Genomic DNA, 24,058 nt, shown 5'->3' on the forward strand with positions numbered 1-24,058 from the left:
GGGGCGTTCTCCCGGTTTTCAGAACAGGCTCAGTTGTTCCGGCGGCGGGGCCAGCAGGCTGCGCAGATGGTCCCGGTCCAGCAGGCGGGTGGGGCGGTGGTCCGCCGTGACGACGAAGGGGGTCAGCGTGCGCAGCGGCACCCGCATCCGCCCCAGATCGTCCAGCCGCAGGCGGCGGTGGCGGCGGCTGTCGATCAGCCGGTCCACCGTCTTCACCCCCAGCCCCGGCACCCGCAGCAGCATCTCCCGCGGGGCGGCGTTGAGATCCACGGGGAAACGGTCGCGGTGGGCAAGCGCCCAGGCCAGCTTGGGGTCGATGTCCAGATCCAGCATGCCGCCATCGCCGCCGATCTCCTCCACCCCGAAGCCGTAGAAGCGCAGCAGCCAGTCGGCCTGGTACAGCCGGTGCTCGCGCACCAGCGGCGGCGCCTTGGACGGCAGGGCGTGGCTGGTGTCGGGGATGGGGCTGAAGGCGGAGTAATAGACCCGCTTCAGCCGGAACCGCCGGTACAGCGTGTCGCTGGTCCGCAAGAGCGTGCGGTCGTCGGCCCCGTCGGCGCCGACGATCATCTGGGTGCTTTGCCCGGCGGGTGCGAAGCGCGGGGCGCGCCGTTCGGCCAGCGTCTCTTCGATGCGGCGGTGCAGATGGCCCATGGAGCGGCGGATGGCCGGCAGCCCCTTCTCGGGCGCCAGCGCGGCCAGCCCCTGCTCGGTCGGCAGTTCCATGTTGACGCTGAGCCGGTCGGCGTAGCGCCCCGCCTCCTCCACCAGTTCAGGCGAGGCTTCGGCGATGGTCTTCAGATGGATGTAGCCGCGGAACCCGTGGTCGAGCCGCAGGCACCGCACCACCCGCACCAGCTCCTCCATGGTGTGGTCGGGGGTGCGGACAATGCCGGAGCTGAGGAACAGCCCCTCGATCATGTTGCGCTTGTAGAAGCCCAGCGTCAGCCGCACCACCTCGTCCACCGTGAAGCGGGCGCGCGGCACGTTGCTGGAGCGGCGGTTGACGCAATAGAGGCAGTCGAAGACGCAGACGTTGGTCAGCAGGATCTTCAACAGCGCGATGCACCGCCCGTCGGGGGCGAAGGAATGGCAGATGCCCATGCCGGTGGTGGACCCGATGCCCCCCGACAGCGCATCGCGCTTCTGTCCCCCGCTGGACGCGCAGGAGGCATCGTACTTGGCGGCATCGGCCAGGATTTCCAGCTTTCGGCGCAGGTCCATCGTTCTACCCCCTCACCTATGGGCGGGGGGCAGTATGTTCCCTAATTGTTCCATCTTCAAGAGGGAACGGCCACGCCCCCAGGGTCATCGCATTTGCCCAAGGATGGATCTTGCGAAGTCGTCGGACCATCCTGAGCGTTTTCGCTTACGGCGGACGGAGACGTCAGGTCGGGCGCGGTTGAGGACGTTGAGGGCGAGCTTGCGCAGGGTAGCGAGGTTTTCCGGGCCGTGATCCTTTCGGTTTCTGGCGCGGTCCTCGTCGAAGGTAACGTCGAGAACCCAATGGAGGCCGTTCTCCACCGACCAGTGTGCCCGAGCGGCGTTGAGGTACTCTTCGGCGCCAAGCGGTCGCGAGGCGAGGTGATAGTGGCGGGTGACGGTGGTTTTGCCATTGCGTTCGATGGCGGCCTCGATCATGCCCAGGCAGGCCATGTCGGGGAGCAGAACCGGCTCCGAGCAAGCCGACTTGGGACCGCGCAGCCAACTCAGGTCGTGGCTGACCCAAGCCCGGCGGGTCTCGATACGGCCGTGATCAGCATCGGTGGTTTCGTACGTATTCAATTCGGCCAGCGTCAGCGGATCGGCGAAATAGTCCACCACCATGCCATGCAGGGCGGGGTGGTTGGCCTTGAGCCGCAGAAGGTAGTCGCCCCCTTGGTCGCGAATGATGCGCGCGGTGTCCATTTGGCAATGGATGGCGTCGGCGGTCACCAGCCATCCCGTCAGGTCCATGCATCCCAGCAAGGCCCGCGCCGCCACGATCTCGCTGTCGCCCTCGGCCACCCGGAAGCTCTGCTGGCCCACCACCACGCGCGTGGCCGAGGCGAACGCCGTGACCACCGCCAGCGGGTTGGCGCGCGCCGCGTCGTCGAAGGAGCGGCGTAGCGTCTTGCCGTCGATGGCGAGCACGCCCGCGCCTGCCGCCCCCAGTTCGTCCAGAAACCGCCCGAAGCACGCCGCAAAGGCGGCCGGATCGAGAAGCCGGAAGATCCGCGAGAATGTATCGTGGCTCGGAATCCCGTTCTCCAGCCGCAAGAAGTCCCGGAACAAAGCCTCCCGATCCACCGCAAAATCGGCATAGTCCGAACAGCTCTCAGCCCCGCAGATCGACGCCGTCAGCGCGATCGCGAGAACCTCAAGGAGGTCGTGCCGCTTGGCGTTCCCAGTGCGAGGGTCTGGTAATGCGGCAAACACTTTGGCGTACCACGACATCGGGGGCTCCTCCTCTGACAGTCAGAGCTTCCCTACAGAATCCTTTTCAGAGCGCCGCGCTACCGTCTTTTCTCAAATGCGATTCCCCTGGCCACGCCCCCGGTTCCGGCCACCCGGCCCTGGCAAACGGGCTGGATCTGCGCCGTGGGGCTGGAGGATGTGGAACCGGCGGCGTGGACCGGCCAGGGGCGGGGGAGGGGGACATCCTCGTGGGCGGCCTCTTTCAACGGTCTGCGCGCAGCAACCGCAAGGCATTCATGGTGACGATGACCGTTGCCCCGGTGTCGGCCAGGATGGCGGGCCACAGGCCGGTGACGCCGGCGATGGTGGTGACCAGGAACACCGCCTTCAGCCCCAGCGCCATGGCGATGTTCTGGCGGATGTTGGCCATGGTCCGGCGCGACAGGGCGACCATGGCGGCCACGTCGCCGACCCGCCCGTGCAGCACCGCGGCGTCGGCGGTTTCCAGCGCCACGTCGGTGCCGCCGCCCATGGCGATGCCCACGTCGGCGGCGGCCAGGGCCGGGGCGTCGTTGATGCCGTCGCCGATCTTCGCCACGGTCAGGCCGTCCCGCTTCAACTCGCCGACGATGCGCTGCTTGTCGGCGGGCAGCAGCCCGGCCCGCACGCCGATGCCCAACTGCGTGCCGATGGCCGATGCGGTGCGTTCGTTGTCGCCGGTCAGCATGATGGTCTTGACCCCGGCCGCTTCCAGCGCCCGCAGCCCGGCCAGGGCGTCGGCGCGCGGCTCGTCGCGCAGGGCGATGCAGCCGGCCGCCACGCCGTCGGCGACAAGGACCGAGACGGTCTTGCCCGCGTCGTGCAGGGCGGCGATGCGGGTGGTCTGCTCCGGCGTCAGGGCGGCGCGCTCGGCGGCGGCGGCGCCGGAGCCGAGGAACAGCGCGGTGCCGCCGACGGTGCCGGTCACCCCCTTGCCCCCCACGGCGGCGGCATCCAGGACCGGCGGCACGGCCCGCCCGGTTTCGGCGGCGCGGCTCAGGATCGCCTTGGCCAGCGGGTGGCTCGATCCCGTCTCCAGCGCGGCGGCCAGGGCCAGCACCTCTTCGGCGGGGCGGGCGAAGGCCACCACGTCGGTCACCTGCGGCGTGCCGCGGGTCAGGGTGCCGGTCTTGTCGAAGGCGGCGGCGGTGATGGCGCCGATGCGTTCCAGCACCGCCCCCCCCTTCATCAGCAGCCCCCGCCGCGCGCCCGCCGACAGGCCGGCGGCGATGGCCGCGGGGGTGGAGATCACCAGGGCGCAGGGGCAGCCGATCAGCAGGATCGCCAATCCCTTGTAAACCCAGTCCCCCCAATCCCCGCCCAGCAGCAGCGGCGGAACCACGGCGGTCAGGGTGGCGATGACGACCACGGCGGGGGTGTAATAGCGCGAGAAGCGGTCGATCAGCCGTTCGGTGGGGGCCTTGCTTTCCTGTGCCTCCTCCACCAGCCGGACGATGCGGGCGATGGTGTTGTCGGACGCCGCCGCGGTCACGTGGATGCGCAGGGCTGCTTCCCCGTTCACCGTGCCGGCGAAGACGGGGGCGCCCGGCCCCTTGCGTACGGGTGTGCTCTCGCCGGTGACGGGGGCCTCGTCGATGGCGCCGTCGCCGGTGAGGATGGTGCCGTCGGCGGGGATGCGGTCGCCGGGCCGCACCAGGATCACCGCCCCGACGGCCAGCCGGTCCGCCGGGATCTCCTCGGTTTTGCCGTCCCGTTCCACCAGCGCGGTCTTGGGCACCAGGGCGGCCAGCGACTGGATGCCGGCGCGCGCCTTGCCGGCGGCCACCCCCTCCAGCAGTTCGCCGATGAGAAAGAGGAAGACCACGGCGGCGGCCTCCTCGGTGGCGCCGATGACCACCGCACCGGTGGCGGCGATGGTCATCAGCATCTCGATGGAAAAGGGCGTGCCCGCCCGTGCCGCGGCAAAGGCGCGGCGGGCGATGGGCACCAGCCCCACCAGCAGGGCGGCGGCGAACAGCCACAACTCCGCCGCCGGCACCAGCTTTCCCGCACCATAGGCCACGGCCACCGCCGCCCCGCTGGCGATGGTCAGCCGCCCCTTGCCCGACCGCCACCACGGCCCCGTCGAGGGACCATGGTCATGGGCGTGTGCGTGGTCATGGCCGTGCCCGTGCCCGTGCCCATGATCGTGTCCATGATCGTGATCGTGGGTATGCCCGTGCTCATCCCCGTGTCCGCAGCCGCACGCGGCCCCACAGGATTCGGCGCTGGGCGCGGGCACCGCGGAGGGAAGCGGGGCGATGCGGTAGCCCAGCCCCGTCACCGTACGGGTGATGGCCTCGTCCGGTATGCCCTCGGGGGCGTGGTGGACGGTCATGGTGCCGGCGGTGACGGAAACCGACACCTCCTCCACCCCGGCCACACGCCGGACGGCGGTGTTGATTTTGGCCGCGCAGGACGCGCAGTCCATGCCCTCGATCCGGTAGCGTGTCTGTTGCGATGGGTCCGTCATGACCGTTCCCCGTCGGAGTGTTCACCGGACTCCTGGCTACATCCTCCAGCCACTGGAGGATCAAGAGGAAAAATCCGTCCCCCCGGCCGATCGGGCCGCTCCTTGTCCGCGGGGCGGGGCGGGCCTACAGTCTCCTGTGACGGGGGCATGGCGAAGGCAGGAGGAGGGGCGGTGACCAAGCTGTTGTCCATCGGGGAACTGGCCGCGCAGACGCAGGTGAAGGTTCCCACCATCCGCTACTACGAGAGCATCGGCCTGCTGCCCGAAGCGCCGCGCACGGGGAGCAACCGGCGCCTGTACGACGCCGCCATGGTCCGCCGGCTGCGCTTCATCCGCCACGCCCGCGAGCTTGGGTTCGAGATCGACGCGATCCGCCAGCTTCTGATGCTGGCCGGCGACCCCGCCCGCCCCTGCGGGGAAGCGGACGAACTGGCCCGCGCCCACCTGGCCGACATCGATTCCAAGATCGAGCGGCTGCAGGCGCTGCGCGCCGAGGTGCACGGCATGCTGGACCACTGCGCCCAGGGGCAGGTGCGCACCTGCCGCGTGATCGAGGTGCTGGCCGACCACGCCCTGTGCCAGCACGAGGCGCACTGACGCCCCACCCCTGAGGTGTTTTCGTATGCAGGGTGACGGCAGGGAGAGAATCTCCGCCGCTCGGTTTCGTCTGCATTCATTTCTTGCCCGTGCGGCAGCAGGCGCTCTAAAATTTTGGAAAACCTATTCATTTCCAAAAAATTATCTCGGGCAGCGTGTCCCAAGTCTTCTGGCGTACGGGCCGATATCTCGTTTTATACAGGCGGGATATATGCCGGGGCGGGGCTTTACGGAATGCGCGGCCCCGCGCCCCCGTTCCGTTTCGGCGGACGCCGGTTCCGCCCGGCCCGGCGCCGCAGGAAGAGTTCCAGCAGATAGCCGTAGAACAGCAGCAGCACGAGGCCGCCGAGAATGTAATCGACGATCACGGTCTTCCCTCCGGCCTTTGGGCGCTGGGCAAAGCCCCGGCGCCGCACCGTTCATGCCCCCAGGAAACGGGCCAGCCACTCCATCATCAGGACGAACGCCAGGCTGGCGGCGATCATCGCCAGGATCTCCACGATCATCCGGCCCCCCGACGGAGGCGGCTCGTCATCGGGCAAGAAAGCCATGGGGGGCCGTTTCTTCCGCATGGAATCCTCGTGAGAAAGGAGTCTCGTCCAGACGCCCCCAGAAAACACCCGCTCCGCATATAAAAGCGATTGGGCGCGTCCGGTGCCGGAAATATAGGCGGGGTATATGGCGGCGTGCCGCCATCAGACCGGTGGGCGGTCAATCGGGGGCTTTCTGTTCCGCCATGAGCAGCGGCACAGCCGTTTCCCCATCCGGGCGGGCTGGCGGAGCCTTCTTCGCCCGTGTCCGCGTGGCCGGGGCGACGGACACCGGGGGCAGCACGTCCAGCCTGACCATCACGATCCCCGCATCCGTGATGCCGAGGTCGTGGGCCGCCCGCCAGGAAAGGTCGATTATACGGCCGGGGACATGGGGGCCACGGTCGTTCACGGTGACAAGGACGCTGCGCCCGGAGGCTGGATCGGACACCTGCAATCGGGTGCCCATCGGCAACGCCGGGTGAGCGGCTGTCCGCTCCCGCATATCAAAGCGCGCGCCGCTGGCCGTGCGGCGTCCCTGATGATGCGGCCCGTACCAGGACGCGAGACCTGACAGCGCCACCGTCCGCGGGGCGGTGCCGCCGGGCGGCTGTCGATGGACGGTGGTGGGCGTGGCTGCCGTCCCGGCGACAGCGATCGGGGTGCCATCGGGGGCAGGGGAAACGGTGCAGCCGGCCAAAAAGGCACACGCCACCGAAGCGGAGAAGGTGCGGAGCATGGACTTACACCCAGCTCTGCCAGGAAATGGCCGCGGCGAAGAGGCCGGCGGCCGGCACAAGCATCAGAAGATCGGACATCCGTCGTCTCCACGATCAAGGTATCGTCCGTTCCAGGGGGAGCGGGCGGCATGGGGGGATCATGGAGCGGCGGGGGATATAAATGCGATGCGGCCCCGGCGTGGGCGGCGTATAGGCGCCGTATATGGCGGGTGGGGGTGATGTGTTGACAAGACCCCGTGATGGAGGAATCCTTGATGAAACCAGGGGGAATCCGGTGCCATGGATGACGAGCTGAAGGCTGTCCTTGCCAGGCTGGTGGAGCGGATCGAGACGGAAAGCGCCGTTCAGGCCGCGTTCCGTGATGAGCAGGCCGCGTTCCGTGCCGAGGTCACCGCCGAGTTCAAGGCGATCCATGCGGAGTTCCGGCACCTTGGCGAGCGTGTCGCCCGTGTGGAGGGGCGGCTTGAGGAGCAGTCGAAAGTCCTCCAGGTCGCCCTGGCCGGGCGGCTGCCGCGCAAGCCCGCCGCCTGACCATTCCCCTTACGCCGCCGCCGGGCGGAACCCCTCGATGAACCGCAGCAGGGTGCGGGCGCCGGCCTCGGCGTCGGCGGCGGTGATGGATTCGGCGGGGTTGTGGCTGATGCCGCCGCGGCAGCGCACGAACAGCATCCCCACCGGGCACAGGGCGGCCATGGCCATGGCGTCGTGGCCGGCCCCGCTGGGCAGGCGCTGGGCGGTGAATCCCTCGGCCACCGCGGCCCCGGCCATCTGTGCGATGAGGGCGGGGGAACAGGCCACCGCCGGGGCGGCGTGGGTACGGGTGACGGCCAGCGTCACCCCGCGGCGGGCGGCGATGGCGTCGAACCGGGCCCGCGTGGCGGCCAGGGCGGCGTCGCGGTCGCCGTCCCGTTCCGAACGCAGGTCCACGGTGAACACCGTCTGGCCGGGAATGACGTTGACGGCCCCCGGTGCGGCGGCGATGCGGCCCACGGTGCCCACCACCGGCGGGCGGGCGGCGCACTCCTCCTCCACCGCCAGCACCATCTCCGCCGCCGCGGCCAGCGCGTCGCGGCGCAGGCCCATGGGCACGGTGCCGGCGTGGCCGGCGGTGCCCCCCACCGTCACCGACAGCCGCACCGCCCCGGCGATGGCGGTCACCACCCCGACCGGCTGATCCAGGGATTCCAGCACCGGCCCCTGTTCGATGTGCAACTCGGCATAGGCGAGGATCTCGCCGGGCCGGCGGGCGGCGTCGCCGATGCGCGCCGGGTCCAGCCCCCAATCGGTCAGCGCCCGGGCCAGCGTCACCCCGGCGGCGTCCACCGCCGCCAGGGCCGCGGGATCGAGCATGCCGGCCACCGCCTTGGACCCGATCAGGGTGCTCTGGAACCGCGTGCCCTCCTCGTCGCCGAAGCCGATCACCTCCACGGCACAGGGCAGGCGGCGGCCCCGGCGGTGCAGATCGCCCACGCAGGCGATGGCGGTCAGCACCCCCAGCATGCCGTCGTACCGCCCGGCGTCCCGCACGGTGTCCAGATGCGACCCCAGCAGCAGCGCCGGGGCGCCGGGGGCGTCCCCCTCGTACCGTCCGATGATGTTGCCCACGGCGTCGGTGCGCACGGCCATGCCGGCCTCCGCCATCCAATGCCCCACCAGCGCGTTGGCACGGCGGTGTTCGTCGGTCAGGTACAGCCGGGTCAGGCCGGGGCCGGCGGTGATGGCGGCCAGCGCGTCGGCCCGCTCCAGCAGGGTGGCGCCGTCCAGGGGGGTGCTCATCTCACGCCTCCTCCGTTCACGCCTGCCCGATCATGCCGATGAACTGGGCCAGTTCGGGGGTCTGGGGGCGGGTGAACACCGTTTCCGGCGCCCCGTGTTCGGCGATGCGCCCGCCGTGCATGAACACCAGCGTGTCGCACACCTCACGCGCAAAGCGCATCTCGTGGGTGACCAGGATCAGGGTCATGCCGTCCTCGGCCAGTGTGCGTACCACCGCCAGCACCTCGCTCACCAGTTCGGGGTCGAGGGCCGAGGTGATCTCGTCGCACAGCAGCACCTTGGGCCGCATGGCCAGCGACCGCGCGATGGCGACCCGCTGCTGCTGCCCGCCCGACAATTGGTCGGGGTAGGAGTCGAACTTGTCGGCCAGACCGACGCGGGCCAGGGCGTCGCGGGCGATCTCCTCCACCTCTTTCTTCGACTGTTTCTTGACCACGGTGGGGGCCAGCATGACGTTGCGCCCGGCGGTCAGGTGGGGGAACAGGTTGAACTGCTGGAACACCATGCCGACCTGAAGCCGGAGTGCCCGCAGGTCCGTCTGCCCGGCGTCCACCGCCGCCCCGCCCACCTCGATGGAACCGCCGTCGATGCGTTCCAGCCCGTTGATGGTGCGCAGCAACGTGCTTTTGCCGGAACCGCTGCGCCCGATCATCGCCACCACCTCCCCCTCGGCCACGCGCAGGTCGATGCCCTTCAGCACCTCCAGCGGGCCATAGGATTTGCGGATGCCGTGCAGCTTGACCAGCGGATTAGCGTGCGACATTGACCAGATTCCTTTCCAGACGCTTGGCCGCCACCGACAGCGGGTAGCACATCACGAAATAGAACAGCCCCACCAGCCCATAGACCAGGAATGGCTGGAACGTGGCGTTGACGATCATGGTCCCGGCCTTGGTCAGTTCGACGAAGCCGATGATGGAGGTGACGGCGGTGCCCTTGATCACCTGCACCGAAAACCCCACCGTCGGCGGCACCGCCAGCCGCAGCGCCTGCGGCAGGATGACATAACGCATCTGCTGGCCGTAGCTCATGGCGAGCGCTGCCGACGCCTCCCACTGGCCGCGCGGGGCGGCATCGACGCAGCCGCGCCAGATTTCCGCCAGATAGGCGCTGGTGAACAGAGTCAGCGCCGCCGCCGCCGCCGCCCACGGCGTGGTTTCCACCCCCGCCAGCGGCAGGGCGAAGAAAATCACGAAAAGCTGCATCAGCAGCGGCGTGCCCTGGAACAGCTCGATGTAGAGCACGGCGGCCCGGCGCAGGGCCGGCACGGGGGCAACCCGCAGCAGCGTCACCGCCAGCCCCACCAGCCCGCCGCACACGAACGCCACCAGCGACAACAGCACGGTCCAGCGGGCGGCCAGCGCCAGATTGGACACGATGTCCCACAGGGTGAAATCAACCATGGCGGCGTCTCCCGAACGCGGCGGCCCCGATGCGGCCCAGCGTCCAGCGGGTGGCGACGGCCAGCGCCAGATAGAGCGCCGTCGCCACGAAATAGACCTCGAACGGGCGGAAGTTGCGCGACTGGATGAAATTGGCGGCGAAGCTCAGCTCCTCCGCCGCGATCTGGGAACAGACCGACGACCCCAGCATCACGATCACCACCTGGCTGGACAGCGCCGGCCAGATCTTCGTCAGGGCCGGCACCAGGATCACGTGGCGGAAGATCTGCGCCCGGCTCATGGCCAGGCTTTCGCCCGCCTCCACCTGGCCGCGGGGGGTGGCGTCGATGCCGGCGCGGATGATCTCGGTGGAATAGGCGCCGAGGTTGATGGTCATCGCCAGCAGCGCCGCCTGCCATTCCGCCAGCTTGATGCCCAGCGACGGCAGGCCGAAGAACACGAAGAACAGCTGCACCAGAAAGGGCGTGTTGCGGATGGCCTCCACATAGACCGCCGCCAGCCGGCGGGGAAGGGGGTGGGGAGCGGTGCGGGCCGCCGCCCCCGCCACCCCCACCGCGATGCCCATGGCCGTGCTGGCCGCCGTCAGGGCGACGGTCAGGGCAAGGCCGTGGGCCAGGACCGGCGTGTAATCCCACACCGACGAGAAATCGAACCGGTATGCCATGGGCGGCGGCCTTTCCTGACGCGCGCGCCGTTACAGGTCCGCCGGCAGCGGCGCCTTCAGCCACTTTTCCGCGATCCGGTTCAGCGAGCCGTCGGCCTTGGCCTTGGTGATGGCGGCATTCACCCGTTCCAGCAGCGCCGTTTCGCCCTTGTTCAGCCCGACGAAGCAGGGGGAATTTTTGATCAGGAACTTCATCTCGGGCTTGCGCGGCGGGTTCCTGGCCAGGATGGCGGCGGCCACCACGTTGCCGGTCGCAACCAGCTCCACCTGACCCGACAGGAACGCCGAGATGGTGCCGTTGTTATCCTCGTAACGGTTGACCGTCACCTTGTCGCCGACGATCTTGCTGAGTTCGATGTCCTCCACCGACCCGCGGGTGACACCGACCTTGCGGCCGTCCAGCGCCGCCGGGCCGTCGGCCTTCACGTCCGGCGGGCCGAACACGCCGTTGAAGAAGGGGGCGTAGGCGACCGAGAAGTCGATGACCTTTTCCCGCTCCGCGTTCTTGCCCAGGCTGGAGATGATGAGGTCGGCCTTGCCGGTGGTCAGATAGGGGATGCGGTTGCTGCTGGACACCGGCACCAGTTCCAGCTTAACCCCCAAATCCTTGGCGATCAGGGCGGCGGCGTCGATATCATAGCCCTGCGGCTTCATGTCGATGCCGACCGAACCGAAGGGGGGAAAATCCTGCGGCACCGCGACCTTGAGCACGCCCTGCTTGACGATGCTGTCCAGCGCGTCGGCGCGGGCCGCGGGCGATGCCATCACGGCGGCCCCGGCGGTCACACCGATCACCAGACCGAACGCTTTCATCAACGTGCGCAGCGACATGAAACTCTCCTGTACCGGATGGGGATGGGGCGTTGCCCGATCCCCCTCTTTACAAGCGCCGTGCCAGCCGCCCGCGGCATCGTTCCCCTTGCCGTAGAGTCCTGAAATGTTACGCTTATACCGTCAATCACCAAGCCATGTTCTACGTGTAACATTTTTCCCGTCCCGCTGTCTGCATAATGGGCAATCAGATGACTGATGAGAATTTGGGCATACGCCCGGATGGCGGGCTGACGGCGCGCATCCGCCGGCATTATGGCGACCTGACCCGGCTGGAACGGGCGCTGGCCGACGTGATTCTGGACCGTCCGGGGGAGGTGGCGGCCTACAGCGCCACCGAACTGGCGGCTTTGGCCGGGGTGTCCAAGATGACGGTCTCGCGGCTGGTGCGGCGGCTGGGCTATGCCGGCTTCGAAGAGGCGCGGCTGGCCTCGCGCGGGGCGGCGGAGTCCGGCTCGCCGCTCTATCTGCTGGGCAAATCAGCCCCCGGCGGCGGTGCCGGGACGCACGCGGGGAATGAGCCGCCGGGGCCGGAGGCGCATTTCCGTTCCAGCATCGACGCCATTGCCGCCACCGCCCGGCTGTGCGGCCCCGAACGCATCGCCGCGGTGGCGGCGGCGCTGGCCGGAGCCCGGCGGGTGTGGGTGTGCGGCCAGCGCAACAGCGCCTTTCTGGCCGGCTACGCCCGCTGGCAGTTCATCCAGTTCCGCGGCGAGGTCCACACCCTGACCGCGGCGGGGGAAACGTGGGGGGAGGCGCTGGCCGACGTCGGCCGGGACGACCTGCTGTTCGTGGTGGCGATCCGCCGGCGCAGCCCCGCGGTGGTCCGGCTGCTGAAGACGGCGGAAGCCCGCGTGCTGCCGCTGGCGCTGCTGACCGACAGCCACACGCCGCTGGAAATCCTGGAGCCGCCCATGACGCTCCACTGCCACACCCGCAGCCTGACGGCGCTGGACAACCACACGGCGGCGGTGGCGGTGATCCACGCCCTGACCGCCGAGCTGATCCGCCTGAGCGGACCCGCGGGCCGCGACCGCATCCGCCTGATCGAGGCGCTGCACGAGGACCTGGGGGAGGTATGAAAAAGACGGCGGGTCAGGCGTGGGCGGCGGTGCGGGTGGCGTTGTCCCGCCGCAGCTTCTTGTTCAGGTACATCTGGGCGTCGGCGTTGCGCACCGCCTCGTCCGGGGTGGCGGTGACGGGGTCGGCGGTGACCACGCCGACGCTGGCCCCCGGATAGTCCAGGATGCAGGCCCCCAGCGCGAAACGGCCGCGGATCAGCGGGGTCAGCCGCTGGTGCACCCGCTCCACGGTGGAAAACCCGTTTTTTTCCTCGGCGGGGCTGGTCAGGCCGACGATGATGAACTCGTCCCCGCCCAGCCGGCCCAGCACGTCGCCGGCCCGCAGACCGGCGGACAGCCGGCGCCCGACCTCCACCAGAAACGCATCGCCCGCGTCGTGGCCGTGGGTGTCGTTGATCGCCTTGAACCCGTCCAGGTCGATGAAGGCGACCATCACCCGCTGGCCCGTGCGCCGGGCCAGCGCGAACAGCCGTTCCAGCTCCGCCATCACGAAGCGCCGGTTGGGCAGGCCGGTCAGGGCGTCGGTGGACGAATCCGCCTCCAGCGCCGCGTTGGTCCGCTGCAGCCGTTCCAGCAGGTGTTCGCGCTCGATGTGCTGGGCGATCAGGATCGAGAAAAGCCGCAGGATATTCTGCCCTTCCGGCGTCAGGGGCTGGATCTGGGTGCTGGCGGCGCACAGCGTGCCGTACAGCACGTCGCTGCCCAGATAGACGGGGGTGCTGACGTAGGTGCGGATGCCCAGTCCGCGTGCCGCATCGGAATCCCCCCAGCAGGCGGTGACATCGGTGGTGTAGAACCGCCCTTCGGCCAGCGCCCGCTTGCACAGCGTGTCGTTCCACGGCACCGACAGCCCCTCGGGGATCTGCATGGTGTGGCTGTTGCGGGAGAAGATGATGGTCTGGACGCCGGCTTCCAGGTCGATGCGGGTCAGATAGGTGCTCTCCAGCCCCGTGATCAGTTCCAGCAGTTCCAGCAAGGGGCGCGTCAACTGCTCGATCGTCTGAGCGGACGCCAGCGTGCTGGAAATTTGGTCGAGCAGTTGGGCCGGCATAATTCCCCCCTTTTCAAATGTGGGTAAGATACAATCCCGGTCAGCGTTGTTGTCAAGCGTGACATCAAAATATTATTTCCGATTGGATTTCCCTTTATGATCTCTGGTCCTGAGAGTGGCGGTATGGATCAATGTTTGTTTCATCCGTCACCGTAACGCCAGACGCGCACACGGAAAGGATGCAAGCCATGGGAGAGAAAGTTGCCGTTCTGACCGCTGCCGGCAGCGGCATGGGGGCGCAGGCGGCGCGCCGTCTGGCCGCCGACGGCTTCAAGGTCGCGGTCCTGTCGTCGTCCGGCAAGGGCAAGGCGCTGGCGGAGGGTTTGGGCGGCATCGGCGTCACCGGCTCGAACCAGTCCAACGACGATCTGAAACGTCTGGTGGATGAAACGGTGGAACGCTGGGGCCGCATCGACGCGCTGGTCAACAGCGCCGGCCACGGCCCCCGCGGCCCGTTGCTGGATCTGACGGACGAGGAGTGGCACCGCGGGTTCGAGGTCTATTTCCTCAACGTCGTGCGGGCGGTGCGGCTGGTGGCCCCGGTGATGGTGGCGCAGAAGGGGGGTGCCATCGTCAACATCTCCACCGCCTGGGTGGCGGAGCCCAGCCCGATGTTCCCCACCTCGGCGGTGGCGCGGGCGGGGTTGGCGGCCTACACCAAGCTGTTCGCCGACCAGTATGCCGCCGACAACGTGCGGATGAACAACGTGCTGCCCGGCTGGATCGACAGCCTGCCCGCCACGGAAGAACGGCGCCAGACCGTGCCCATGGGCCGGTACGGCACCAGCGATGAGATCGCCGCCACCATCGCGTTCCTGGCGTCGCCGGGGGCCGCCTACATTACCGGCCAGAGCATCCGGGTCGATGGCGGGCTGATGCGGTCGGTCTGATCCGGGCGGGTCAGGAAACCGGCTCGGGACCGGGCAGGGACGATCCCAGCCGTTCCGACAGGGTGTGGGCGGCGGCGCGCAGGTCCGCCGCCAGCGCTCCCTGGGGGGACAGGTCGATGGTGTCCTTCACCCCCACCACCACCAGGGCCATGGTCACCTCGTCCTTGAAGTTGAAGACGGGTGCAGCCATGGCCTCCACCCCCGACGCGAAATAGCCGTCGGAAATGGCGGCGATGCCGGCCTCGCGGATGGAGGCCAGCAGGGCATCGACCCCGGCCCGGGTGCGCAGCCCCTCGGGCAGTTTCAGCGTCTTCAGTTCCTGTGCGATCATGGCGTTGGTGCGCGCCTTGGGCAGCCACGCGGCGAACGCCCGCCCCGCCGCCGAATTCAGCAGCCGCAGCGGCACCCCCGTCATCACGTTGACGGTGACGGGGCGGCGTGGACGCTCCCACCGCACGATCACCGGCCCCATGTCGCCCCAGATGGCCAGGGCCGTGGTTTCGTTGACGCGGTCGCGCAATTCGGCGATGGCGGCCAGCCCGAAGCGCAGCCGGTCCATCCGGTCGATGGCCACCAGCCCCATGCGCAGCGCGAACGGCCCCAGATCGTAGCGCGAGGTCAGCGGATCCTGCTCCACCAGCCCGGCGCGCACCAGACTGACCAGATAGCGGTGGACCTTGGGGGCCGTCATGCCGGCGGCGGCGGCGATGTCCTTCAGCATCATGGAGCGGTGTCCCTTCACCATGGCCCGCAGGATCGTCATGCCGATCTCCAGGGATTGGACACCGTGTTTTCCGTCGCCCGCGTCCGTCATCTGCTGCCCCGTTCTCATTCACTAATCAGGAATGTATTCTAAATGGATGAACCGCGGTATGCTACCGCCGTTCCGTCCTTCCGCTCAATTTCCCTGCATTTTCAGAAGGCAGACGATGACCCAGCCCCCCCGCGTCTTCGCCATCGACGGCATCGTGCCGGTGGTCGATCCCACCGCTTACGTCCACCCCGCCGCGGTTCTGATCGGCGACGTGATCGTCGGGCCGGGGTGCTATGTGGGGCCGTGCGCGGTGATGCGCGGCGATTTCGGACGGCTGATCCTGGAACGGGGCGCCAATCTGCAGGACACCTGCGTCATGCACGGCTTTCCCGGCACCGACACGGTGGTGGAGGAGGACGGCCACATCGGCCACGGTGCCGTTCTGCACGGCTGCCGCATCGGGCGCAACGCCATGGTCGGCATGAACGCCGTCGTCATGGACAACGCCACCGTGGGGGAATCGGCGATCGTCGCCGCCTGCGCCTTCGTCAAGGCCGGGATGGTTGTGCCGCCGCGCGCCCTGATGGCCGGCACCCCGGCCAAGCTGGTGCGCACCCTGACCGACGGGGAGGTGGCGTGGAAGACCGACGGCACCCGCGTCTATCACGATCTGGCCCGCCGCAGCCTGGCCACCCTGGTGGAAACCCAGGCGCTGACCGTGGTCGAGCCGGACCGCCGGCGCATGGCGCTGGACGGGTACGAACCCCTGTCCACCGCCCGCGCCGCAAAGCCGGAGTAATCAAACGGCGGCAGCCACGGTCCGCAGCGAATCATCGTCGGCGAACCGTGGCGGCATGTGCGGGTCGGGGGCCGGCACCGTGTCGTCGGCCAGCCGCATGTGATGGTCCAGATGGGATTCCGACGGCGCCCACAGGCGGCGGTAGATGTCCTTGCACAGCAGGCGCGCCTCGTGCCCCGGCCAGCCGGCGGGCAGCAGCACGTCGGGCAGTTCGGGGTCGCGCAGCAGCAGCCGGCGGTAATCGTGGATCAGCAGCACCCGCAGCAGAAAGGCGCTTTCCGCCATCCGTTCGTCGTGCCGCTCGTGGCGCATGCCGTCCAGCAGCGGGCGGTAGGTATCGACGAACGCCCGGTAATCGCCGGCCAGCCCGCTCAGATCCCACGCGCGGGCCACCAGATCGGCGTTGCCGGCGGCCAATCCTGAGCGGATGTCGGCGGCCATCAGCGGCATGAGCTGTTTCAGGTGCTCTTCCATCCCGTCGGCGGCCAGCGTGTCGAGCGCTGCCGCCAGATCGGCGCCGGGATGGACGAAGCATTGGTTCCCCAGCGCGCCGAACCCCTGCCAGAACAGGGCGCGGCGCAACTGTTCGCGGTCCTTGGGCTCGATGTCGCCCACCACCAGGATCAGCCGCCACCGCCGGTCCCAGGTGGGGGCGTTGGAGGCGTAGATGTGGCGGGACGCGTCCTCGAACCGGCGGCGGCCCGAGGCGGTGAGGCGGTAGTTGGACCGCCGCCCGTGGGTCTCGGTCTCCAGCCAGCCTTCCTTGACCAGCCGGAACACGGCGGTGCGCACCAGCCGTTCGTTCATGCCCAGCGGCTCCAGCAGGCGGATCAGGCTGCCCAGCCAGATGCCCCCGCCCCGCGGCAGCACCGCATCCCCGAACAGCGACACGATGAGCGAGCCGGTCTGCAGGGTCTTTTGCTGGCGGATGTCGTTCAGATGCTGGTCAATGACGCTGTCCATGGGCGCTTCCCGAACCATCGGCAGGGACATGCCGCCGCTGCCGCCGGTATGAGATAAAAGCTTTGCCACGGGGGGGCAACCGGCTTCAGCCGACGGGCTGCTGCTGGGCGAAGAAGCCCTCGGTGTGGATCAGCTCCTTGCGTGCCCCCAGCGCCTTGGCGGCACCGACGCAACTCTCCACGAATTCGGGGCTGCCGGCGGCGAACACGGTGTGCTTGGACAGGTCGGTGAACAGGCCGGGCAGCAGCGTGTCGATGCGCCCGTTCAGATAGCCTTCCGCCGTTTCGCGGGTCAGCGTGATCTTGTAGTCGAAATTGCGGTGCTTGGTGCGCCACCACGCCATCATGCCCAGCCCATAGACGTCATCGCGCGTGCGGGCGGAATACATCAGGATCACCGGGCGGCGGTAACCGCGGCGCAGCGCCGCTTCGGCCAGCGACAGGATCGGGGCCAGACCGGTGCCGGCGGCCAGGCACAGGACCGGCGTGTCCACCGACGGATCGCCGATGAAGGTGCCGTAGGCGCCGCACAGCTTGACCGCATCGCCCACGTTCAGGCTGTCGTGAACCCAGGTGCTGGTGACCCCGCCCTCGGCCCGCGCCACCTGCAGCACAATCTCCCCATCGACCCGCGGGGCGTTGGCGATGGAATATGCCCGCGCCGGCACGCCGTTGCGCGGATCGCCCAGGGTCACGTACTGGCCCGGCCAGTAGCGGATCGGCTGGCCCACGGGGCGCAGGCGCAATTCCACCACGCGGGCGGCCACGGGGCGCTTTTCCACCACCACGAACAGCACGTTCTCGCGGGGCGGGAACAGCTTGGGCCGGGCGTCCTCGGTCCCCCATTCGATGACCAGCTCGTCGGAGATCGGCTTGGCCATGCACATCAGGCCATAGCCGTTGCGGCGCTCCTCCTGCGTCAGCGCCATGTCCAGGACCATGCCCTGGTCGAACTGTCCCGACCGAACCTTGACCTTGCATTCCCCGCAGGCACCGGCACGGCAGTTGTTGGGGAGCGCGTAGCCCGCCTTTTCCAGGGCCGCCAGAACGGTGTCGCCGCTCTTGCACTCCACCGCCTTGCCCGAGGGCTGCATCACAATTCGCGCCATGGCTTCTCTTTCATCCGCAATCGGGGACTTCACGGGTGGGCGCCGGCCGCCCGCGGGGGACGGCCGGCGCCCGTCAACAGCACCGGGCCTTAGAAGACGGGGATGATGTCTTCCATGGCGGTGTCGGAGATTTCCTCGCCGGTGATGCCCACTTCGGGGATGGCGGGGAAGGGGATGTTGTAGCGGTCCAGAACCCCCTTGAGGTTCAGGATCGCGTTGCGCCAGTTTTCCTTCTTGGCTTCATAGGTGGGGATGCCGAAGCCGGCGGAGCGGGCGATCTCTTCCGCTTCGCGCTGGTTGGTGATGAAATCGTCCGGCAGATCCCAGAAATCCATCGGCGGCTCGAACAGCACGGCGGACAGGAACAGGTAGCCGGCGCGGATCTGCTTGGTCACCACCGCCTTGTTTTCCGGCCCCATCTTGGGATAGTCGCGTTCCATCACGGCCATGCAGATGGCCATGTGACGGCCCTCGTCACGCCCGATGTTGCGGAAGGCCTCCTTGAACACCGCCTCGCGGGAGTTGTCGAACATCTGCTTGAAGATGGTCGCCGCCGCGATCTCGCCCATCAGGAACGAGCTGAACAGCACCGCCAGATCGTACTTCGGCACCGCCTGCTTGTAGCCCGACCAGTAGCGGCCGCCGTTGAAGTACAGCCACTTGGCATTCTTCTGCAGCCGTTTGCCCAGCTCGGTCTTGGGCTCGTAGGTCAGCGGATCGGGGTGGGCCAGGAGCTTGGTGATCGCCAGACCGCACATGATCTCGTGGTTCTGCTCGTCACGGGTGACGGAGAAGAAGCACTTGCGGACCGGATCTTCCTCGTGGACCTCGTAGGTCTTGATCAGCGCCTCGGCGAACACCGGCGGGGCCGACGCGTCGAACACCGACAGCAACGTCCACCAATAGGCGATGGCCTCGCGCTCTTCCCAGGTGTAGCTCTCGACGTCCAGCGTGTCCCAGGGGAGCTTTTCCGGATCCCAGTTTTCACGAAGGGACGCTTCCCACACTTCCTGAAGCTTTTCCGTGTGGCAGTGCCAGGACAGGGGATAGATGTTCGGCTGCGGGGTTTCCGGCGGAAATTCCATCGTGTTGGACAGGCGTTCCTTAACGGATGCCATGGGGAATCCTCCCGATCGTTTGATTGTGCCGTTTGTTTGGGGGTGTGGAGGGCCAGCCGCGCCGGCTGCCGTCCCGCTGAGATATGATACGTATCTGAACGGCAGTCAACGCAAAAACGTATCATAAATCAAAAAATGAGTCCGGGAACCCATTCCGAAATGCGGAAACTTCATCCCGCAACCGCAAAATTTATGAGCTAATTTATTGTTTTAATTCATGTTTGAGTGCGAAGACAGAATTCATTCCAAAAAACCGGCTTGCGGCTCATTCGCTTAACATGATACACGCAATGCAGAAAAACCGGCATCAAGCGAATGATGTCGCCGTGGCTGGAGCGGCCTTCGTGCCCCAGGCGGCGTTTCGAGGAGGATGAAGCTCATGACCCACCCGATGTTTGAAAAGCACCGGGCCACGCTGGACGCCGCGGTGGATGCGGTGCGCAGCCGCGGCTACTGGTCCCCCTACAGCGAAGCCCCCAGCCCGCGGGCCTATGGCGAAACCGCAGCCGCAGATGGCAAGGCGGCGTTCGACGCCCTGCTGGGCGCCCGCTTCGCGCTGGACCAGCCGGGGCAGCAGGGCTGGCTGGGGGGCGAGCGTTCGCCCTATGGCATCGACCTCGGCGTCGAATACCCGGTGTGCGACACCGACGCGCTGATCGCCGCCGCGCAGAAGGCCATGGCCGGATGGGAAGCCATCGGTGCGGCCGGGCGCACCGGCGTGTGTCTGGAGATGCTGGACCGGCTGAACCGCCAGAGCTTTGCCATCGCGCACGCGGTGATGATGACGACGGGGCAGGGCTGGATGATGGCGTTCCAGGCCGGCGGCCCGCACGCCCAGGACCGCGGGCTCGAAGCCGTGGCCTATGCCTGGATCGAGCAGAGCGCCATCCCCGCCGAGGCGCGCTGGGAAAAGCCCCAGGGCAAGAACCCGCCGCTGGTGATGACCAAGCAGTACCGCATCGTCGGGCGCGGCGTGGCGGTGGTGGTCGGCTGCGGCACCTTCCCCACCTGGAACACCTATCCGGGGCTGTTCGCCGCACTCGCCACCGGCAACCCGGTGATCGTGAAGCCCCACAGCAACGCCATCCTGCCCGCAGCGCTGACCGTGCGCATCCTGCGCGAGGTGCTGGCCGAAAACGGGCTGGACCCCAACCTCGTCACCCTGTGCGTGGCCAAGGACCGCAAGGCGACCCAGGATCTGGTCACCCGCCCGGCGGTGAAGTCGGTGGATTTCACCGGCAGCAACGTGTTCGGCCAGTGGCTGCTGGACAACTGCCGGCAGGCGTCGGTCTATGCCGAACTGGCGGGGGTCAACACCATCGTCATCGACAGCACCGCCGACTACAAGGGGATGCTGCGCAACATCGCGTTTACCCTGTCGCTCTATTCCGGCCAGATGTGCACCACGTCCCAGGCCATCCTGGTTCCCGCCGGCGGCATCGCCACCGACCAGGGGCCGAAGAGCTATGACGAGGTGTGCACCGACCTCGCCAAGGCCATCAGCGGCCTGCTGTCCAAGCCCGAGGTGGCGCACGCCGTGCTGGGCGCCATCCAGTCCGCCGACACGCTGGGCCGCACCGACGACGCCAACGCCGGCAAACTGGGCCGCGTGATCCTGGCCTCCGAACGGCTGGAAAACCCCGAGTTCCCCAAGGCCGCGGTGCGCACGCCGGTCCTGCTGGCCTGCGATGCCGCCGACGAGGCGCTTTACATGGAGGAGCGTTTCGGCCCCATCAGCTTCATCGTCAAGACCGCGGGCACCGCGGCCTCGGCGCAGCTGGCCGAGCGCATCATCGCCACCCACGGGGCGCTGACGCTGGGCGTCTATTCCAGCAACGACGCCTTCCTCGATGCCATGACCGAGGTGTCGTGCCGGGCCAAGGTGGCGCTGTCCATCAACCTGACCGGCGGTGTGTTCGTCAACCAGTCGGCGGCCTATTCCGACTACCACGGCACCGGCGGCAACCCGGCGGCCAACGCCTCCTATTCCAACGCCGCCTTCGTCGCCAACCGCTTCTGCGTCGTGCAGCGCCGGTTCCATGTGTGAGGGCCATGCCGTGACCGACACCTCTTTTGACACCATCCGCTTCACGGTTGACGGCGGCGTGGCGACGCTGGCCTTCAACCGCCCGGACAAGCTGAACAGCTTCATCGAGCAGATGCACCGCGAGGTGCGCGCCGCCCTCGACACCGTGCAGGAGGAGACATCCATCCGCGCGCTGGTGCTGACCGGCGTGGGCCGGGCGTTCTGCACCGGCCAGGATCTGGGCGACCGCGCGGTGATGATCGACTCCGGCGCCAAGCCCGACCTGGGCACCACGGTGGAGCGCAATTACAAGCCGCTGATCCTGAAGCTCGCCAACCTGCGCGTTCCCACCATCGCCGCGGTGAACGGTGTGGCCGCCGGGGCGGGGGCCAGCATCGCGCTGGCCTGCGATCTGGTGGTGGCGGCCAAATCCGCGTCCTTCATCCAGGCGTTCAGCAAGGTCGGGCTGATCCCCGACACCGGCGGCACGTGGTTCCTGCCCCAGCGCGTGGGCATGGCCCGCGCCATGGGTCTGGCGCTGCTGGCCGACAAGCTGAGCGCGGAGCAGGCCGCCGCCTGGGGCCTGATCTGGAGCGCGGTGGACGACGACGCCTTCGCCGCCACCGTGGACGGTCTGGCCAGGAAGCTGGCCGCGTCTCCCACCAAGGCGCTGGTGCGCACGCGTCAGGCCATGCACGCCGCCGCCACCAACACGCTGGACCAGCAACTGTCGCTGGAGGGGGCGTTCATGCGCGAGCTGGGCTGGTCCGCCGATTACGCCGAGGGTGTCGCCGCCTTCATCGGCAAGCGCCCGCCGCAGTTCCGGGGGGAATGATGGCCGCGCTGGACACAGCGGTGGCGGTGGGCGTGGTCGGTGCCGGCGCCATGGGCGGCGGCATCGCCCAGGTGGCCGCCGCCGCCGGCCACCCGGTGGTGCTGTTTGACGCCCGCGAGGGGGCCGCCGAACAGGCGGTGACCAAACTGCGCGGCGTCTTCGCCACCCTGGCCGCCAAGGGCCGCATGAGTGCGGAGGCCGCCGAGGCCGCCGGTTCGCGCCTGTCCGCCGCCGCCACGCTGGCCGCCCTGGCCCCCGCCGGGCTGGTGGTGGAAGCGGTGGTGGAGGATCTGGCGGTCAAGCAGGGGCTGTTCCGTGACCTGGAGGCGCTGGTGGCCGACGGTGCCATCCTCGCCACCAACACCTCGTCCCTGTCGGTGACGGCCATCGGCGCGGCGCTGGCCCGTCCGGGGCGTCTGGCCGGTCTGCACTTCTTCAACCCCGCACCGCTGATGCCGCTGGTGGAGGTGGTGTCGGGCCTGGGCACCGACGCGGCGGTGGCGGAAACCCTGTTCGATACGGCCAAGGCGTGGGGCAAGACCCCCGTCCACGCCGCGTCCACGCCGGGGTTCATCGTCAACCGGGTGGCCCGTCCCTATTACGCCGAGGCCATCCGCCTGCTGGAGGAGGGGGCCGCCGACAGCGCCACCATCGACGCCCTGTTCCGCGAGGCCGGCGGCTTCCGCATGGGGCCGTTCGAATTGATGGACATGATCGGCCACGACGTGAATTTCGCGGTGACGCGCTCGGTGTGGTCCGCCTTCTTCCACGACCCGCGCTTCACCCCGTCGCTGACCCAGCAGGAACTGGTGGCCGCCGGCTTCCTGGGCCGCAAGAGCGGGCGCGGCTTCTATGATTACCGCGAGGGTGCAGCGCGCCCGGCGGCGCGCACGGCGGATGGGCCGGCGCCCGCCCGCATCACCCTGCACGGCACCTGCGCCATGGCCGCGAGTCTGGCGGCGCGGCTGGACGCGCAGGGCGTGGCCTTCGCCCGCGCTGACGCCGATGACGGGCGGGTGGCGACGGTGGACGGGGTGGCGGTGTTCGTCACCGACGGGCGCACCGCCGCCGAACGGGCCGTTGCCCTCGGCACCCCGGCGGTGGCGGTGGTGGACACGGCTTTCGATCCCGCCACGGCGGGGCGGCTGGCCTTCGCCACCGCGCATTCCTGCCCGGCGGGCGGGGGGGAGGCCGTGGCCGGTCTGCTGGCCGCCGCCGGCATCGCGCCGACGCCGGTCGCCGATTCCCCCGGTCTGGTGGTGATGCGCACGGTCGCCATGCTGGCGAACGAGGCGGCGGACGCGGTGCACCGCGGCGTCTGTGCGGCGTCGTCCGCCGACACCGCCATGCGGCTGGGCACCAACTACCCGCGCGGGCCGCTGGCCTGGGCCGATGCGCTGGGTGTCGCCACGGTGGCGGAGGTTCTCGGCAACCTTGCCGCCTTCTACGGAGAGGACCGTTACCGCCTGTCGCCGTTCCTGCGGCTGCGGGCCATCACCGGACGGGGATGCCATGACTGATGCGCTTCATCTGGCCCGCGACGTCGGGCAAGCCATGTGGGACCGCGACCGCGCCACCAAGTTCCTGGGCATGGAACTGGTGGAGGTGATGCCGGGCCGGGCGCGGCTGACCATGACGGTTCTGCCCGACATGGTGAACGGCCATGGGCTGTGCCACGGCGGCATGATCTTCACGCTGGCCGACAGCGCCTTCGCCTATGCCTGCAACAGCTACAACCAGAACACGGTGGCGTCGGCCTGCGGTGTGGATTTCCTGGCCCCCGCCCGCGTGGGCGACGTGCTGGAGGCGGAAGCGGCCGAACGCTCCCTGGCCGGGCGCACCGGCGTCTACGACGTCACGGTGCGCATACAAGGGGGTGCAACCGTGGCGCTGTTTCGTGGAAAATCCTACCGCATCAAGGGCGAGGTGATCGCCGGCCTGGAGGCCGCAGGCGACCCCCGTCCGTCATAAAAAAATTCGTC

Annotated in this window: 25 protein-coding genes; 9 read left to right on the top strand and 16 right to left on the bottom strand. The window is 68.7% G+C overall.

What is annotated here, in order from left to right; genetic code table 11:
- Nucleotides 1-18 precede the first annotated feature (18 nt).
- From M2352_RS20545 to M2352_RS20555, 3 genes are all read right to left on the bottom strand, one after another.
- Nucleotides 19-1,224 (bottom strand): putative DNA modification/repair radical SAM protein, encoded by a 1,206-nt coding sequence (locus M2352_RS20545; RefSeq protein ID WP_264666399.1) that lies wholly within the window; start codon nt 1,222-1,224, stop codon nt 19-21.
- Between the two features lie 84 nt (nt 1,225-1,308).
- Nucleotides 1,309-2,436 (bottom strand): ISAs1 family transposase, encoded by a 1,128-nt coding sequence (locus M2352_RS20550; RefSeq protein ID WP_264663417.1) that lies wholly within the window; start codon nt 2,434-2,436, stop codon nt 1,309-1,311.
- 223 nt (nt 2,437-2,659) lie between these two features.
- Complete coding sequence (locus tag M2352_RS20555) at nt 2,660-4,909, bottom strand: heavy metal translocating P-type ATPase (protein ID WP_264666400.1); 2,250 nt, start codon at nt 4,907-4,909, stop codon at nt 2,660-2,662.
- A 171-nt stretch (nt 4,910-5,080) separates the two neighbouring features.
- On the opposite strand from M2352_RS20555, the gene M2352_RS20560 reads away from it, so the two are divergent.
- The gene (locus tag M2352_RS20560) at nt 5,081-5,506 is read left to right on the top strand and encodes a MerR family transcriptional regulator (RefSeq protein ID WP_454464571.1); all 426 of its coding nucleotides are present in this window, start codon (nt 5,081-5,083) and stop codon (nt 5,504-5,506) included.
- A gap of 227 nt (nt 5,507-5,733) precedes the next feature.
- On the opposite strand, the gene M2352_RS20565 is transcribed toward M2352_RS20560, so the two are convergent.
- The 3 genes from M2352_RS20565 to M2352_RS20575 all read right to left on the bottom strand — a co-directional run bounded on the left by M2352_RS20565 (nt 5,734) and on the right by M2352_RS20575 (nt 6,775).
- Entirely contained in the window at nt 5,734-5,874 is a 141-nt protein-coding gene (locus M2352_RS20565; RefSeq protein WP_264666401.1) for a hypothetical protein, read from the bottom strand.
- Between the two features lie 51 nt (nt 5,875-5,925).
- Nucleotides 5,926-6,057 (bottom strand): hypothetical protein, encoded by a 132-nt coding sequence (locus M2352_RS20570; protein ID WP_264666402.1) that lies wholly within the window; start codon nt 6,055-6,057, stop codon nt 5,926-5,928.
- A 160-nt stretch (nt 6,058-6,217) separates the two neighbouring features.
- Entirely contained in the window at nt 6,218-6,775 is a 558-nt protein-coding gene (locus tag M2352_RS20575) for a septal ring lytic transglycosylase RlpA family protein (protein WP_264666403.1), read from the bottom strand.
- 280 nt (nt 6,776-7,055) lie between these two features.
- On the opposite strand from M2352_RS20575, the gene M2352_RS20580 reads away from it, so the two are divergent.
- The gene (locus tag M2352_RS20580; RefSeq protein ID WP_264666404.1) at nt 7,056-7,307 is read left to right on the top strand and encodes a hypothetical protein; all 252 of its coding nucleotides are present in this window, start codon (nt 7,056-7,058) and stop codon (nt 7,305-7,307) included.
- A 9-nt stretch (nt 7,308-7,316) separates the two neighbouring features.
- Here M2352_RS20580 and M2352_RS20585 read toward each other — a convergent pair whose 3' ends face one another.
- The 5 genes from M2352_RS20585 to M2352_RS20605 are packed head-to-tail and all read right to left on the bottom strand — an operon-like array spanning nt 7,317 to nt 11,450.
- Nucleotides 7,317-8,552, bottom strand: a complete 1,236-nt coding sequence (locus M2352_RS20585; RefSeq protein WP_264666405.1) for an allantoate amidohydrolase — start codon at nt 8,550-8,552, stop codon at nt 7,317-7,319.
- 16 nt (nt 8,553-8,568) lie between these two features.
- Nucleotides 8,569-9,315, bottom strand: coding sequence for an amino acid ABC transporter ATP-binding protein (locus tag M2352_RS20590; RefSeq protein ID WP_319802057.1), 747 nt, complete (start codon nt 9,313-9,315; stop codon nt 8,569-8,571).
- On the bottom strand, nt 9,302-9,955 hold the full coding sequence (locus M2352_RS20595) for an amino acid ABC transporter permease (protein WP_264666406.1): 654 nt from the start codon (nt 9,953-9,955) through the stop codon (nt 9,302-9,304). Before M2352_RS20595 ends, M2352_RS20590 begins: the two co-directional genes overlap by 14 nt.
- Nucleotides 9,948-10,619, bottom strand: a complete 672-nt coding sequence (locus M2352_RS20600) for an amino acid ABC transporter permease (RefSeq protein WP_264666407.1) — start codon at nt 10,617-10,619, stop codon at nt 9,948-9,950. Before M2352_RS20600 ends, M2352_RS20595 begins: the two co-directional genes overlap by 8 nt.
- 30 nt (nt 10,620-10,649) lie before the next feature.
- Nucleotides 10,650-11,450 carry a transporter substrate-binding domain-containing protein gene (locus M2352_RS20605; RefSeq protein ID WP_264666408.1) on the bottom strand — a complete coding sequence of 267 codons (801 nt, stop codon included), beginning with the start codon at nt 11,448-11,450 and terminating at the stop codon, nt 10,650-10,652.
- A gap of 191 nt (nt 11,451-11,641) precedes the next feature.
- Between M2352_RS20605 and M2352_RS20610 the strand changes: the two genes are divergently transcribed.
- Nucleotides 11,642-12,532: a MurR/RpiR family transcriptional regulator gene (locus M2352_RS20610; RefSeq protein WP_264666409.1), complete on the top strand. Its 891-nt coding sequence runs from the start codon at nt 11,642-11,644 to the stop codon at nt 12,530-12,532.
- Between the two features lie 13 nt (nt 12,533-12,545).
- Here M2352_RS20610 and M2352_RS20615 read toward each other — a convergent pair whose 3' ends face one another.
- Nucleotides 12,546-13,583 carry a sensor domain-containing diguanylate cyclase gene (locus tag M2352_RS20615; protein ID WP_264666410.1) on the bottom strand — a complete coding sequence of 346 codons (1,038 nt, stop codon included), beginning with the start codon at nt 13,581-13,583 and terminating at the stop codon, nt 12,546-12,548.
- A 188-nt stretch (nt 13,584-13,771) separates the two neighbouring features.
- Here M2352_RS20615 and M2352_RS20620 point away from each other — a divergent pair, with 188 nt between their 5' ends.
- Nucleotides 13,772-14,473 (top strand): SDR family oxidoreductase, encoded by a 702-nt coding sequence (locus M2352_RS20620; protein WP_264666411.1) that lies wholly within the window; start codon nt 13,772-13,774, stop codon nt 14,471-14,473.
- 10 nt (nt 14,474-14,483) lie between these two features.
- On the opposite strand, the gene M2352_RS20625 is transcribed toward M2352_RS20620, so the two are convergent.
- The gene (locus tag M2352_RS20625; RefSeq protein ID WP_319802058.1) at nt 14,484-15,305 is read right to left on the bottom strand and encodes an IclR family transcriptional regulator; all 822 of its coding nucleotides are present in this window, start codon (nt 15,303-15,305) and stop codon (nt 14,484-14,486) included.
- Between the two features lie 97 nt (nt 15,306-15,402).
- Between M2352_RS20625 and M2352_RS20630 the strand changes: the two genes are divergently transcribed.
- The gene (locus M2352_RS20630) at nt 15,403-16,026 is read left to right on the top strand and encodes a phenylacetic acid degradation protein PaaY (RefSeq protein ID WP_264666413.1); all 624 of its coding nucleotides are present in this window, start codon (nt 15,403-15,405) and stop codon (nt 16,024-16,026) included.
- Here the strand turns inward: M2352_RS20630 and paaX are convergent, their stop codons facing one another.
- The 3 genes from paaX to M2352_RS20645 form a co-directional block, all read right to left on the bottom strand.
- Nucleotides 16,027-16,989, bottom strand: a complete 963-nt coding sequence (gene paaX, locus M2352_RS20635) for a phenylacetic acid degradation operon negative regulatory protein PaaX (RefSeq protein WP_264666414.1) — start codon at nt 16,987-16,989, stop codon at nt 16,027-16,029.
- Between the two features lie 85 nt (nt 16,990-17,074).
- Nucleotides 17,075-18,097: a 2Fe-2S iron-sulfur cluster-binding protein gene (locus M2352_RS20640; RefSeq protein WP_264666415.1), complete on the bottom strand. Its 1,023-nt coding sequence runs from the start codon at nt 18,095-18,097 to the stop codon at nt 17,075-17,077.
- An 89-nt stretch (nt 18,098-18,186) separates the two neighbouring features.
- The gene (locus M2352_RS20645; RefSeq protein ID WP_264666416.1) at nt 18,187-19,215 is read right to left on the bottom strand and encodes a hypothetical protein; all 1,029 of its coding nucleotides are present in this window, start codon (nt 19,213-19,215) and stop codon (nt 18,187-18,189) included.
- Nucleotides 19,216-19,594: 379 nt separating this feature from the next.
- Here M2352_RS20645 and paaN point away from each other — a divergent pair, with 379 nt between their 5' ends.
- The 4 genes from paaN to paaI are packed head-to-tail and all read left to right on the top strand — an operon-like array spanning nt 19,595 to nt 24,047.
- Complete coding sequence (gene paaN, locus M2352_RS20650) at nt 19,595-21,262, top strand: phenylacetic acid degradation protein PaaN (protein ID WP_264666417.1); 1,668 nt, start codon at nt 19,595-19,597, stop codon at nt 21,260-21,262.
- A gap of 10 nt (nt 21,263-21,272) precedes the next feature.
- Nucleotides 21,273-22,076 (top strand): 2-(1,2-epoxy-1,2-dihydrophenyl)acetyl-CoA isomerase PaaG, encoded by an 804-nt coding sequence (gene paaG, locus M2352_RS20655; protein WP_264666418.1) that lies wholly within the window; start codon nt 21,273-21,275, stop codon nt 22,074-22,076.
- Entirely contained in the window at nt 22,073-23,596 is a 1,524-nt protein-coding gene (locus M2352_RS20660) for a 3-hydroxyacyl-CoA dehydrogenase (protein ID WP_264666419.1), read from the top strand. The genes paaG and M2352_RS20660 overlap by 4 nt, the downstream gene beginning before the upstream one ends.
- Nucleotides 23,589-24,047 (top strand): hydroxyphenylacetyl-CoA thioesterase PaaI, encoded by a 459-nt coding sequence (gene paaI, locus M2352_RS20665; RefSeq protein ID WP_264666420.1) that lies wholly within the window; start codon nt 23,589-23,591, stop codon nt 24,045-24,047. Before M2352_RS20660 ends, paaI begins: the two co-directional genes overlap by 8 nt.
- Nucleotides 24,048-24,058 lie beyond the last annotated feature (11 nt).

Source organism: Azospirillum fermentarium, assembly GCF_025961205.1.
In the GTDB taxonomy this organism is placed as follows: domain Bacteria; phylum Pseudomonadota; class Alphaproteobacteria; order Azospirillales; family Azospirillaceae; genus Azospirillum; species Azospirillum fermentarium.